Annotated in this window: 5 protein-coding genes; 3 read left to right on the top strand and 2 right to left on the bottom strand. The window is 55.7% G+C overall.

Translation table 11 applies throughout. The annotated features are described in order from the left end of the window. Window positions 1–3: 3 nt before the first annotated feature. Complete coding sequence (locus DFP90_RS14005; RefSeq protein WP_115937115.1) at window positions 4–1,647, bottom strand: XrtA system polysaccharide chain length determinant; 1,644 nt, start codon at window positions 1,645–1,647, stop codon at window positions 4–6. A 733-nt stretch (window positions 1,648–2,380) separates the two neighbouring features. Between DFP90_RS14005 and DFP90_RS14000 the strand changes: the two genes are divergently transcribed. Beyond that, window positions 2,381–9,319, top strand: a complete 6,939-nt coding sequence (locus DFP90_RS14000; protein WP_115937114.1) for a cadherin-like domain-containing protein — start codon at window positions 2,381–2,383, stop codon at window positions 9,317–9,319. Between the two features lie 195 nt (window positions 9,320–9,514). On the opposite strand, the gene DFP90_RS22910 is transcribed toward DFP90_RS14000, so the two are convergent. After that, window positions 9,515–10,216 (bottom strand): PEP-CTERM sorting domain-containing protein, encoded by a 702-nt coding sequence (locus tag DFP90_RS22910; protein WP_181905355.1) that lies wholly within the window; start codon window positions 10,214–10,216, stop codon window positions 9,515–9,517. A gap of 466 nt (window positions 10,217–10,682) precedes the next feature. Here DFP90_RS22910 and DFP90_RS13990 point away from each other — a divergent pair, with 466 nt between their 5' ends. Then, entirely contained in the window at window positions 10,683–12,113 is a 1,431-nt protein-coding gene (locus DFP90_RS13990) for a lipopolysaccharide biosynthesis protein (protein WP_115937113.1), read from the top strand. A 65-nt stretch (window positions 12,114–12,178) separates the two neighbouring features. Further along, window positions 12,179–14,968, top strand: a complete 2,790-nt coding sequence (locus DFP90_RS13985; protein ID WP_115937112.1) for a calcium-binding protein — start codon at window positions 12,179–12,181, stop codon at window positions 14,966–14,968. Window position 14,969: the final 1 nt, after the last annotated feature.

Below are 14,969 nucleotides of genomic sequence, written 5' to 3'. Positions count from 1 at the left end.
AAATCAAAGCCCGATTTTTGCCGATATTTTTTCCACAAAACCGGCAAAGCTGCCATCTATCAGCGACAATATTCCGTAATCACTTGCAATCGAAAGGATCATGTCCGGATTTGGCTTGATGACAAAGAATGCGCCTCCGAGGCCCAACAAACCTATCAGCCCGCCGAGAAACAGCAAACGACCGACCAGACGCCCCATGGAGCTCATCGCTCCACTGACATAACCGACAGTGCCCAGCACCGGATAGTCATAGGTATCCTCAAGATTTCGGGAACTGTGGATATAGCCCGAGGCAAACCCCAGCAGAATAGGCAGCCCCGCGCCAATCCCAAGGGCAAAAACAAGGACGGCAGCCGTCAGCAACGGCCGGTTGGGACCCGCCGGCAGGATCGGCACTTTCGGCGGCTCGATAATCCGGAACTGGACCGCATCGGTGCTGGTTTCCCGGGCGGCAGAGATATTGACCGACTCCCGGCGCACCAGAAGCTCTTCATACTGTTTCTTGATCACATCATAATCGCGGTTGAGCCCGGCAAGCTGGGCCTCAATCTCCGGTGCGGAGCTTTTTTGCTCATCCATCACCTCAAACTCAGCTTTGATCCGGCTGAATTGTTCTTCCAGCCGTGCCTTAGTCTGGGCCGTTTCAAAAAGCCGAACCTGAATTTGCTCATAAATGCCGTTGGGCACCCGGGTCTTGCGTACCGTGGGATCTTCCCCACCCGCTGCGATCTCTTCTTTTTCCTTATCCACCCGTTTTTGCGCATCATCAAGCACGCGCTTGGCGGCAATAACATCGGGATGCTGGTCGGTGAAGCGTGACTGCAGGCTTGTCAGGTCTTCTTGAGCATCTTCCAGCGCTTTTTCGGCAGAGCTCTGCTCTTTTCGGCCTCCAGACGAGGCAGTGGAATCCTCAACTTCCAGAAATCGTGGGGTTTGTGTCAGCTGCTTTTCCAACTGGCGGGTCACCACTTCCGCATCCACCAGGGCCTGTTCCATTTCCCGGTATTCCTTGCGCACGGTTTCATAGCGCTTGAAGAAATCCCCTTTGGCCAGGAAATCTGAATTTTTAACCTTAAACTGCGCTAATTCTTCTTCCGCATCCCGCAACTGGGATTCATACCGGGCGATCTGCGCCTCAATGAAGGATTTTGCTGTCTCCATACCGACACGGCTTTGGCCGACATTGGTGGAGACGAAAATATCCAGGAACGATTGCGTGATATTGCGTGCCAGACCGGGATCTTTGTTGGTGTATGAAACAATGAAGAGGTTCGGGCCGCCCGACTTGATATTCGCGTTATCTTCAACCTTGGTCAGCAGCCGTTCCATGTCTTCGGCCGAATGCACCTCCAGATCCAGATCATTATCGCGAACAACTTTCTCAAGGTTCGGCCGCGAGAACAACGTTCGCTGCATCACGGCAACCTGCTGCTGGATGTTGCCCTGGACGGCGATCCCTTTCAGCAACGGCCCCAAAAGCGTGCTGGTATCTACATAGATCTGGGCATCAGACTGATATTTATCCGGCAGCGCCGATATGCCGACCCATCCCGCAACACCCACAATCCAGGCCAGGATCAGTGCAGTCCACTTTCTGCGAACAAAGATCCGCCAGACTATCGTCACAATTTTTAATAGTTCGTCCATTACAAACCTGTCAGCACTCTTGGAAAAATCGGCAGAAGCCGGAACAATATCGCCGTTGCACTCTTCGCAGCACGAAAAGACCCTCTAATTGCCCCAAAGATATCTCTCGTCGTCCCGGTCTATGCGGTAAACTGGATTGAAGGTTCCTTGGAAGAACAACAATCTGCCTACCGGTTTCCGACCGTCACCTGCAACGCCCCCAGACGCTCTAAGAATCCACCAAAATTGTCGAGGCTGCATACTGTTGATAAACCATAAGAGATGCAACCTTTTTGTGCCTGATTTCCCGGTTGTCATCCAGGCTTTCCGCGCGCTCCCGTTATCTGTCCCCCTGTCAGCGACACAACAGGCCGCCGCAATGCCCCGATCCCTTTTTTCCCTGCCGAAAAAGAGTGATCAAATTTGGCTAAAAACCGTCAGATGCAAAAAAAATCACTCACTCGAAAAACGAGAAATACGTATCTGTATACCGCGCTCTAGATTTTAGAAAAATGACAGAAAAGTTAAATTCCGCTCTCGCTAACACGCTGTCTCTCAACGAAGAGTCGCAGTTTTCCACACTTCCTGAGTTTGAAGATTCTTAATTAATAAAAATTTATTTAAATTTTATGTTATTATGGCCGCAACATGGGTCTTTCTTGGTCCGAAATTAATGAATTGCGGGTAGCGGATCAGTTTGTTTTATATCGCTCTATCTTATACGCGCTTATTCACTCCAGGATAGGAGATCCCAATGTCCGGTACCTCTTTGACCGATTTGCTAAACAGCAATGGGACCTTGTTACTGAGCCTCACCGATCTGCTGAAACTCGCTGCAATTGAGCAGACCGGTGAAACAATTTCCATCAACAATCTGTCCACCGCAAACGGCCATATCATTGATAATGGCGATGGCAGCTGGAGTTTTGTCCCCAGCTATGATTGGGATGGAAGCCTGACAGTGAATTTCGATGTCACCGCCAGCGGAACCACCACCAGTTACAGCCAGGAAGTCAGCGCCGAAGATATCACCGCCAGCCAGAGCGACACCGACATCCTCTCCGGCAGCAACGATCGGGATTACTTGACCGGCACCAGCGGCAACGACATCATCCAGGGCGGCACAGGAGCAGATATTCTCAGCGGCGGAGACGGCGACGATATCTTCCTGGCGACGACCGGCGACGGCCCGGATCGGTTTAAAGGCGGCGAAGGTACCGACACCATCCTCGGCACGGGCGGGGATGATACAATCGAGATGTTCAGCTTCACCGGCGATAACCGGGTTGAAGTGATTGATGGCGACGAGGGCGAAAACGTCCTGTCCGTCAAATACAGCGCCGATTTCAGCGATACCGAATTGCGCAATATCGATCGGATCGAAGGCAGTGATGACCGGAATTACATCACCGGCTCCAGCCAGGATGACACGATTGATGGCGGCGGCGGCAACGACAATCTCAAAGGCGGCGACGGCGACGATGTTTTTCTGGTGAACGGCAAGAATGACGGCACCGACATATTCCAGGGCGATGCCGGCTATGATGTAATCCGCGGTTCGGAAAAAGACGATGATATAGGCATTTACCGCTATGGCGGCACCAGCAGTGTTGAAGAGATCGATGGCGGCGCTGGGATCAATACGCTCAATGTCTATTACAGCGCTGATTTTTCCAATACCGAGTTGAAGAACATTCACCTGATCCAGGGCAGCGGCACCAACAGCTATCTGACCGGCTCCAGGGGCGACGATACGATTGCTGGTGGCGGCGGATCAGACCGGGTCTGGGCCGGCGACGGCAATGACACGCTGATCTATGATCTCTCCGCTAATACTGGACAAACCGACTATTATGATGGCGGCACCGGCCATGACCGTGCCGAGATCCGCCTGACCGCGGCTGAATTCAGCAATCCGGAGATCCAGGCTGAAATCCAGGCATTCCTGCAATCGCATGAAGATGGCAGCCTGGCCTCGACCAACAACAGTTACCGTTTCACCGCCTTCAATCTCGACCTTAAAAATATTGAGCAGGTTGATATCCTGGTCGACGGCAAAAGCATCTTCGGGAACGAAGCCCCGATTGTCACCGGCATGCAGGAATTCCAACTTCAGGAAGATGGGTCTGTACTGTTCACCGAAGCCGATTTGCTGGCCAATGTCACCGACGCTGAAGGCGATGTGCTCTCGGTTCAGAACCTGACCGTCCATGGCGGAAACCTGTCCGACAATGGCAACGGCAGTTGGACCTTTACGCCGGATGCCGATTTCAACGGCCGGGTCACCTTCAGCTATCAGGTCTCCGACGGCAGTGAACAGGTCACCGCCACAGGTAATTTCAATGTTGAAGCTGTCAATGACGCCGCTGTTGTCTCTGGCGATGTCAACCTGGTGATGCAGGAAGATGGCAGCATTATCATCACCAACGATGACCTGTTGGCCAATGCCAGCGATGTGGATGGCGACAGCCTTTCCGTTACGGGTTTGAATGCTGATCAAGGCAGCCTGACCGACAATGGTGATGGCAGCTGGACCTTCACGCCGGATGCTGATTTCAACGGCAAGATCGCCCTCAGCTATCAGGTCAGCGACGGCACCGCCCTGACCACCGCCAACGCAACGGTAAATGTGGCGGCCGTCAATGACGCCGCAAAAGTTACCGGCGACATTAAGCTGGACATGCAGGAGGATGGCACCATCCTGATCACCAGCGAAGAACTGTTGGCTAATGCCAGTGATGTTGACGGCGACAGTCTGAGCGTGACCGGATTGAGCGCCGACCGGGGCAACCTGACCGACCATGGTGACGGCACCTGGACTTTCACGCCGGATGCTGATTTCAACGGCAAGATCGCCCTCAGCTATCAGGTCAGCGACGGCTCGACCGCAACCGCAGCCTCAGCAACCGTCGAAATCGCTGCCGTCAATGACACCGCTGTCGTCACGGGCGATATCAAATTGGACATGCAGGAAGATGGTACGATCACCATCACCAGCGAAGAATTGTTGGCCAACGCCAGCGATGTGGATGGCGACGACCTGAGCGTCACGGGCCTGAGCACCAGCCAGGGCAGCCTCACCGACAATGGTGATGGCACCTGGACCTTCACCCCGGATGCTGATTTCAACGGGAAAGTCGCCCTCAGCTATCAGGTCAGCGACGGCGCCGCCCTGACCCCGGCGGCTGCCACTATCGAAGTCTATGCAGTCAATGATGCTGCGGTTGTTAGCGGTGACGTCACCGTCAATATGCAGGAGGATGGCACGATTACCATCTCCAGCGAAGACCTGCTGGCCAATGCCAGTGATGTGGATGGCGACGACTTGACTGTTACCGGCCTGAGCACCAGCCAGGGCAGCCTCACCGACAATGGCGACGGCACCTGGACCTTTACCCCCAATGCCGATTTCTATGGTCAGGTTGCGCTATCCTATCAAGTCAGTGACGGCACCGTTTCCACTCCGGCCACAGCGAAGGTCATGGTCGCGTCCGTGAATGACGCCCCTGAAGCCGGCGGCCAGGTCGCCATGACCATGGATGAAAATGGCAATCTGATCCTGACGGAAGCGGAGCTGCTGGCCGGGGCCTATGACCTTGAAGGCGATTTCCTGTCGGTGGTCAATCTGCAAAGCGGCATCGGGTCGGTGACCGACAATGGTGACGGCACCTGGACCTTCACACCGCCTGCTGGCTGGTCCGGCGAACTGAGCCTGACCTATGATATATTCGACGGCATCTCCGCCACCCCGACCACAGCCCAGGTCACGGTCGAGGACCTGCCCGACAACATCATCACCGGCACGGCGGCTTCAGAGACCATTATCGGTTCCGCAGGGGCGGACCTGATCAGTGGCGGCAAAGGCAATGATGTGATCTTCGGGGGCGGCGGCAATGATGTCTTCACCGCCAAAACCGGCGAAGGTTATGACAGATACAGCGGCGGTGACGGAGAGGACACGTTGGTCGGCAGCGGCAGCGACGACACCATCGAGCTGATGTCCTATGGCGGTGACCATGAAGTCGAGGTGATCGACGGCGGTGCCGGTGAAAATACCATAGAGACCAAGCTGAATGCCGACTTTTCCAATACCGAACTGCGCAATATCGACCGCATCGTCGGCAGCAGCTACAACCAGAGCATCACCGGATCCGCCGGCGATGACGTTATCGAAGGCGGCAAGGGCAATGATGTGCTGAAGGGTGGCGCCGGGGATGATGTCTTCCTGGTGAATGACGGCGACGGCATGGATGTAATCTCCGGCGGCGACGGCACCGATACCATCCTTGGCGGCGACGGCGACGATAATATCAGCCTGCGTTATTTCAATGAGCCCGACAGCGTGGAGGTGATTGACGGTGGAGCGGGTGAAAACACCGTTTCCGTGAATGTGTCCGGCGATTTCTCCAACACCGAGCTGCGCAATATCGACCGCATCGTCGGCAGCGACTATAACAATTCCATCATCGGCTCCGCCGGGGATGACGTGATTGTCGGCGGCAAGGGCGATGACAATCTCAAAGGCGGTGCCGGGGATGATATCTTCCTGGTTTCCAACGGGGAAGGCCAGGATGCCATCTCCGGCGGGGACGGCACGGATACAATCCTGGGCTCCGATGGCGACGATGTCATTGACCTGAAGTATTTCAATGAGGTTGATGGGGTTGAAGTGATCGACGGCGGGGCCGGCACCAACTCGGTCTCTGTCCGGGTCTCCGGCGACTTCTCCCAGACCGAGATGCGCAACATCGATTCCATCAGCGGCAGCGAATATGACAACAGCATTGCCGGCACCGACGGCGATGACACCATCTTTGGCCTGGAAGGCAATGACAGCCTGACCGGCGGCAAAGGGGATGATTATCTTGATGGCGGGGACGGGAACGATATCGCCAGCTTCGCCGGCAACCTGTCGGATTATGACTTTACCTTCAACAATGACGGCACCATCACCGTCACCGACACGGTTGGCGACAGCGGCAGCGACACTGTTGCCAATGTGGAAAAACTGTCCTTCGCGGATACCAGCGTCACCGCCAGTCAAAGCGCCATTGAAACGGCGCTGACCGGCAAAGCCGCCGCCCCCGCGCCCGGCACGGACGGCCCGATCAGTGATCCGGTCGAAACACCGGATACGATCATCTTCAATCCGGAAGTCATTCGCGGCACAGACCCCGAAGATGTGGTCGGCCTGCGCTTTGACAATAATGGTTCTGAAGTGGCCGGTGACGGACCGATCACCTTTGGCCATGTCTTCAAGGCCGGTGACATTCCGGCCGGCACCCAGCTTACCGCCACCGTCAACGGCGTGGAAGTGCCGGTCCAGATGAATGTGAAAGCCACCAATGACGACGGCTCTGTCCGGCATGCGATCCTGACCGTGGACAGTCCGGCCATCAATCCGGGGGAAGGCCTGGATATCCAGTTGAGCAAAGGAACCCCGTCCACCGCCGGAACCGGCAGCATCTCCCCCCAGGATATTCTGGATGGCGGATTGGACCTGACCGTGGACATGTCCATTCAGAATGACGACGGATCCACCACCGCCTTCCAGGCGGATGCGGCCCAGATCCTGGCGCAAGCCATGCAGGACGGCACGGTTTCAACCTGGATCGAAGGCCCGCTGGCCAGCGAATATACCGTCAAGGTTCCGGTCAATGACCAGCTGGATCTGACATTCAACATACGCGCTTTCGCCGACGGCAATGTCATGACGGATGTTGTATTTTCCGCCGACCACGCCTTCACTGCCGGCAACGACAACATCACTTATGATGTGACCATCAAAGAAGGCGGAGATGTGGCTTTTGCCCAACAGGATCTGGAACATCATCATAAGGGCACATGGCATACCGAGGTCTGGTCCGACGGTGATCCCGGCATCAATGTGGTCCGCGATATGGACTATTTCGTGGAAACCGGCGCCCTGCCGCAGTTCGATCTGAGCGTCGGCGCTTCGGAAGCGGCTATTCAGGCCTCTTATCAGGAATTGCAGGCCAGTGGCACCGGCCCGATGACCACCGGCACCGTTGAGACCAACATGCCGATGGCCGGCGGTCGCGAGGATATCGGCCCCCTGCCCAGCTGGACGGTGCGCTATCTCGCCAGCCAGGACGAAACCGCGGCGGAAATCATGTATGCCAACGCGGATGCTGCAGGTTCGATCCCGTGGCATTACCGGGACGACAATACCGGCGAAGTGATTTCGGTCGATGATTATCCCGACCTTTGGTTCGACAGCCGCGGCGGCACCTCGGTCCTGGCCGATGAGTTTTCCACCGACGGTACTGAATGGTCGACGGATGTGGCCCATTTGCCCTCCCTGACTTACCTGCCCTATCTGCTGTCCGGGTCGCAATATTACCTGGATGAACTTCAAGCCAGCGCCAACCATGCCACCGCCTATGTCTGGCCGGGCTGGCGCGGCGAGAATGGCGAGATTGCCGGTAATTTCGAAAATGGTGACATCGATTGGCTGGATGGCGAACCGGCGACCCAGACACGGGCGCAGGCCTGGGGGATGCGTGAAATTTCCGATGCGGCCTTCATCATGCCCGATGATGATCCGATGAAGGATTATTTCGAGAATCGCCTCGATGTGAACCTGAAGAGCTATGTCGAAAACTATGTGAACGGTACCCTGCAGACCGGCGACAATTACGGTATGCTCATGGGGGTCGGCACTACCTCCACCAAACTTTGGATGGATGATTATTTCACCATGGTTCTCAGCACCATCGCGGGCCGGGAAAATGGCGAAGGCGATGCCAACACCTTCCTGGAATGGAAGTCCAACTATAATATCAACCGGTTCCTGTCCGAGGATTTCGGCCTGGATCCGATGGCATCCCTGCAAAATGTGCTGGGCACCTTCACCTATAATGATGACGGCACCCGCAGCGTCAGCCAGACCTGGCAGGAGATGTTCGACGCCACCTATACCGACAACGGCCTCGCGGTTCCCGATGATGCCAGCTGGTATGGTGCGACGGACAACACCGCCGCAACCTCCAAATTCACCCTGGCCAGCCTGGCCGGTGATGGCCTCAAAGGTGCTCTGGAAGCTTATGGCTGGGTCAGCTCTGTTTATGACATCATCAACGATCTCTATGATACTGACCCCGGCTTCTCTCCCCTGCTGCAATTGGGCGAGGATGGCGAGATCATCAAAAATGCGGACGAACATTACGGCAGTGAATTCAACGACCAGATGACCGGCACCGAGGCCAATGAACTGTTGCATGGTGTGGACGGGGATGACTTCATTCTCGGCAAGGGCGGTGCAGATGCCCTCTTCGGCGGCAACGGCAACGACACCATTGATGGCGGCACCGGCAATGACTTCCTGTTCGGCAACAAGGGTGACGATACCCTGATGGGCGGCGACGGTGACGATGAAATCAAAGGCGGCAAGGGAGAGGACATCCTGACCGGCGGCGATGGGGCTGACACTTTCATCTACGACCGCATCAGTGAGGCCGGTGACCATATCACCGACTTTGAATCCGGTGTCGACGTCCTGGACCTGCGTGAATTGATGAATGTGGTTTCCGAAGGGGCCACGATCAACCTGACCCAAGCCGATAACGGCACGGAAATCTGGCTTGATGTGGATAATCAAAACACATTGCTGCTGACCCTTGACGGGGTGAATAAAGACCAGATCAACACGGAAACCGATATCTGGATGTAAGGGCAGGAAGCCCTTCCCCGGATATTTCTCTACCAGTTAGAAAGATCCCGGCCATTTCAGCCGGGTTCTTTTTTTGTTCGCGCAAAAACCCGCCCTGTTCGGCGCGTGCCATTCATAGGAAAACAGTCCAGACAATAAAAAACGGGGCTCCGAAAGGAGCCCCGTTCTCACGCACAGTATTTGGTTCGCTAGCTGTTAGGCAGCTTTGCGACGACGTGCCATGCCGAGGCCAACCAGGCCCAGACCCAGGAGACCCAGGGTCATCGGTTCCGGCACATCAACCGTCAGGCGACCGCCCTGGTTGCTGTAGGAACCATCAGCGATGGTAGCACCGGGTTCAGCACTGTCGGTGTCTTTGGTCAGGTTGTTGGACTCGAAGCCAGCTTTGCTGGTTACCGGAACAAAATCCGGAGCATTCGGGTCAATACCAACCAGCGGCAACAGAACGTCGGCAACGGTGTCGATCACCAGGCCGAGGTCCATCCATGCGCGCTGCAGACCACCGTTGAAAGAGAACTGCTGGTTCAGGCTGGCGCTGGCAACAGTACCGCTCAGCAGAACACCGGTGAAACCGTTGTAGGTACCGGTCAGGGTGAAGTTACCAACCGGACCGAATACGGTTTCAACGAAGGAACCATAGTTGTTGGTTGCTTCATATGCACCGGTGTTGAAGTTCAACACACCATTGGTGATCGGGTTAGCAATGTCCTGAACATAATCAACAGCCAAGTTGGTGCCGACAGCGCCGGTGCCATCGGAGGCATTGGAAGTGTCGATATCAACAGTCCCACCCTGGGTGAGGTTGAAGTTCAGGATCGGAGCAGCATTGGCAACCTGCGCAAAAGTGGCGGCACCCAAAGCAGCGGCGGCGATAGCAAATTTCGTAAGCGTCTTCATAACTGTTCACTCTTCCCCAATAAATCTGAGCGTGAAATATTCATTCTAGCCCCTTACTCGCACGAAGCGTGCCAGACTATTTTATTCATTTATTATCAATATTTTACATTATATTGCGCTCGCATTTCCCCACTCACTCCTTAGGCATCTGTCAAGTATCCCGACACAATTTCCAATCAGCCGGAGCAGGCCTGTAAATGTAACCCATACTCCGGCCGAAAACGGGACTCCTCTTGTGATACCGAACATCGCCCTGCCATCATTTCCGCTGAAAAACCCCTCTCCCCACAATGGAGCATTGCCCGCCCCTTAAAACAGGTGCTATGGAAACGCTGCCTGCATGGCCACATGATCGTTGGCCGCATGCCTATTCAAGCATCTGTTATTGTGACAATTCTGTCATCAGGTTAAGCGCCACTTTAGACAGGCCTATGCCTCATCAGTCTTAGAGAGCCCGGTTCGCGATATGAAAGAGCAAGTCCTCCACGCCATGCGCTGGTCCCTGATCCTGAAAGTGATCGCACAGTCAGGCAACTGGATCATGACCATCCTTGTCATGCGCATGCTGACGCCCGATGATTACGGCATCATGGCCATGGCGGTCGCCTATTACGGCTTTTTCTTTCTGCTGCGGGATTTCGGCCTGTCGACAGCTCTGGTTCAAAACCGCAACGCCACCACAGATGATTTCCGCAATGTCCTGGGCCTGCTGATCCTGATCAATCTTGGCTTTTCCGCTTTCGGCTATCTGACGGCCCCAATAATCGCCGGTTTCTATGGTGAGGCGGATCTGGTGCCCCTCGGCCAACTGATCTCCCTTGGCGTGCTGATCAGCGCGCTCGGCATCATTCCCGATACCCATTTGAAACGGGAGATGATGTTCAAACAGCGCACGATGGTTGAAACCGTCAGCCGTCTGTCATCTGGCCTGATAAGCCTGGCCATGGCCTATAACGGGTATGGTTTCTGGTCGTTGGCCGCCGCCTATCTGCTGTATCAGCTTTTCTGTGCCATTGGGAAATTTGCCGTGGCACCGTTCTGGCACCTGCCGTCTTTTTCGCTGAAGCCGATCCGAAAGCTGATGAAATTCGGCGGGGTTATCTCGGTCCACTCGATTTTCAGCTATATCTTCACGGAAACCGACAAATTCATCATCGGTAAAATGCTGTCGGCCACCAGCCTCGGTCTTTATGAAGTGGCACGCACCACTGTCAGCCTTCCGGTGGTCAAATTATCGGAAGTGATCCAGGCCATCCTGCTGACCACTTTTTCCATCTCCGGCGACAAGATCGCCACTGTCAGCTATCAGTTTTCCAGGGCCTTGCAGGTCGGCACCTTCATCTTTTTCCCGGTCATGTTCGGTATCTCCGCGATCGCGCCCGAAGTGATCTCTGTTCTGCTGGGTGAAAAATGGGAACCGGCTGTGCCACTCATGGTGCTGTTGGCTATCGCAGTCGCCTTCCAGTCTATCGAGGTTCTTTTGAACCCGACCCTGAATGCGATCGGCAAACCCAGCCTGACCCTTTCCATCACCATCGTGAATGTGATCATCGTGCTGCCCGCGATCCTCATTTCCACCAACTGGGGCATCTACGGCGTTTGCGTGGCCTGGGTTGCCGCTTATCCCATTGCGCTGCTGATCAATTTCGCCCGATGCATGCCCCATCTGGATCTCAGTTTCCTGACAGTCATCAATCACCTGAGCCGGCCGCTGATGGCCTCTTTCATCATGTGGACGGCACTTTATTTCTGCCGGAATCATCTATTGGCCGACATGGGCGATCTAGCATGGCTCGGTCTCGCCATTCCCGCAGGCGGCCTGATCTATGTTGTCTGTTCTTTCCTATTTAACCGGGATGTTTTTCTGTATTTTGCAAAGCTTGTCGTTAACCGATAGGCGGGTTTTACCCAACCGGCCCACTAAAATTGAGGCGCAGCTCCTTGAAAGCCAGTGAATCGTCCATGAGAAAATGTGGGTTGGCCTCAGCCTCCCTGATCCTGTCCCTGATGATGATTGCTGCGCCTGTGACACTGGCGGATACCCTGCCTGGTGCCCCGACTTTCAAAGGCGGCGTCAAACGAGACAGTGATGGCCGGATCATTGTAGCCCCGGGAATTCCCACAAAAGCGGAACAATCCAACAGTGCCAAAGCCACCGCCATCAGCATGCCCGTTGTTACCGGGCAAACCGGTTCGATCATTCATAACCCGGTGATCCCGAAGGGCAACGGCCCCTCGGATATCGTTGGGATGCGCCTGGTAAACCGGGGGCAGCAAGAAACGCGGGCCAGCCTGGTTACATTCGGACAAGTCTTCGTGCCAGGCAGCCTCCCGGAGGGCAGCAATCTGGCTGCCTTTACGAACGGCCAGGAGATCCCGCTACAGACAGATATAAAAGCCCGCAATCCAGACGGATCGGTCCGCCATGCGATCCTCACGCTGCGAAGTCCCGCTTTGGCCCCCGGCGAGGCAACGGATGTTCAATTGCGCCGGGTTAATCGGAAACGCCAGCTCAGCGCGATCGCAATAGAGGATATCCTGGACGGTGGCCTCAATCTTAGCGTCAAGCTTGCCATCATGAACAATATTGGCAACGTCACGTCATTCCAGGCCGATGCAGAGACATTGCTGCGCCGGGCACTGGAAAACGGGACTGCAACCAGTTGGCTGGCTGGACCGCTGGCGCGGGAAATCACAATCAAAACCCCGGTCACGCCATTGCTGGATCTCACCTTCCATATCCGCGCCTATGCCGACGGCACATTCCTGACCGATATTGTCTTTTCTGCTGATCGCGCCTTTACCAAGGGCAATGACAATATCCTCTATGATGTCTCCATCACCCAGAATGGCCGTGAAGTCTTTTCCCAACAAGCGCTTGATCATCATCAAAAGGGAACCTGGCACATAACGGTCCGAACCGGCAGTGAAATACCCGTTCGGGTCATCCGGGATATGGATTATCTCCTGCACACCGGGGCCCTGCCGCAATATGACCTGAGCGTCGGTGCCTCCGAAGCGGCGATCCGCGCCTCTGTGAACCGATTGCAACAAGTCGGCACCGGCCCCATGACCACCGGCACGATTGAGCTGAACATGCCCAAACCCGGCGGCCGCGAAGATATCGGCCCCCTGCCGGCCTGGACCGTGCGCTATCTGGCAAGCCAGGATGAAAACGCCGAGCGCGTGATGTATGCCAATGCCGATGCAGCCGGGTCCATTCCCTGGCATTACCGGGATGAAAAAACCGGTCAGGTGGTGTCTGTGGATGATCATCCCAAGCTTTGGTTCGACAAACGGAGCGGCACAACCGTCCTGCCGGATGCCTATTCCACCGCCGGCACGGACTGGGTCACCGATGTCGCCCATCTGCCCTCGCTGGTTTATATCCCCTATCTTCTAAGCGGATCACAATATTACCGGGATGAGCTGCAATTTAGCGCCAACCACGCAACCGCCTATATCTGGGACGGCTGGCGCGGCCCACGCCAGGAACTGAGTGGTAACTTCTCACTCGGCACCAATGCCTGGACCCGAACCGAGACCATCGCCCAAACCAGGGCACAGGCATGGGGACTACGCGAGATCGCCGATGCTGCCTATATCCTGCCGGACGATGACCCGGCCAAGGCTTATTTCGAGCGCCGCCTCAAGGTCAATCTAGAGAGTTATCACCGGATCTATATCGACGGCCCGGCACAGGGCAAACCGGTTCGTGGCATGTTGATGGGCTACGGCGTCACCACCAACCGGGTCTGGATGGATGATTATTTCACCGGTGTCATCAGCACCATTGCCGGACGTGACATTCCAGGCATCCGGCCCTTCCTGGAATGGAAAGCGAATTTTTCCGTTCAAAAATTCCTGGCGGAGGATTTCGGACTGCCGCCCATGGCCTCTCTACAATCCACCATCCAAACATTTGAATGGATCGACAAGCGTCGGTTTCTGAAGGAAAGCTGGCAGGAAATATATGACGCCAGTTTCACCAAACAAGGCTTGAAAGTTCCCGAAACCCCGGCCTGGCCCGGCCGGGCGGATAATTCAGTCGCGACTGCGCGGTTTTCCCTGGCCAGCCTCGCCGGTGATGGCATCCCTGGGGCCGTGGAGGCCTATGGCTGGGTCAGCGCCGCCGACCCTGGCATCAACCAAGTCTATCCCACCGACCCCAGTTTCGTGCCCTTGTTACAGTTGGGCCGCAACGGACCGGCCATCCTCAAGCAGCATGAACAATTCGGCGGCAACGGCGCCGATGAATTAACCGGCAGCCAGGCCCATGAACTGATCCATGGCCGGAAAGGCGATGACCGGATTTCCGGCCTCGGCGGCGCGGATGCGCTGTTTGGTGGCAAAGGCAAGGACCGGATTGACGGCAATGACGGTAATGATCATCTGTTCGGTAATCATGGCAATGATCGGCTCAATGGCGGTCCGGGCCGGGATGTGATCAAGGGCGGCAAGGGGGCAGATATCCTGACCGGCGGCCAGGATGCGGATCTGTTTGTTTATGATCGTCTTTCGGAAGGCGGTGACCGGATCACCGATTTCAATCCGTCAGAAGATAAGGTCGACCTACGCGATCTTATCTGGTTCGCAAACGATCCCGACTGGGAAATCCGCCAAGGGGCCGAAGGAGCCGAAATCTGGGTAGATGGTGCAGATGGCGCGCAGCTGTTGGTCCTGTTGGAAAATGTTCAGGCCTCCCGGTTGGAGGCAGACACCCACTTCCTGACCCAACGGGGCAAATCCTGAA

The sequence above is a fragment of the Aestuariispira insulae genome, assembly GCF_003385955.1.
Classification (GTDB): Bacteria; Pseudomonadota; Alphaproteobacteria; order UBA8366; family Aestuariispiraceae; genus Aestuariispira; species Aestuariispira insulae.
Note: the sequence above shows the minus strand (reverse complement) of the source record. Positions and strands in the feature narration are given on the sequence as shown.

Coding starts and splice junctions, on each gene's coding strand:
- DFP90_RS13985 (WP_115937112.1), top strand. CDS start 12,179: ATGAGAAAATGTGGGTTGGCCTCAGCCTCCCTGATCCTGTCCCTGATG.
- DFP90_RS22910 (WP_181905355.1), bottom strand. CDS start 10,216: ATGAAGACGCTTACGAAATTTGCTATCGCCGCCGCTGCTTTGGGTGCC.
- DFP90_RS14005 (WP_115937115.1), bottom strand. CDS start 1,647: ATGGACGAACTATTAAAAATTGTGACGATAGTCTGGCGGATCTTTGTT.
- DFP90_RS14000 (WP_115937114.1), top strand. CDS start 2,381: ATGTCCGGTACCTCTTTGACCGATTTGCTAAACAGCAATGGGACCTTG.
- DFP90_RS13990 (WP_115937113.1), top strand. CDS start 10,683: ATGAAAGAGCAAGTCCTCCACGCCATGCGCTGGTCCCTGATCCTGAAA.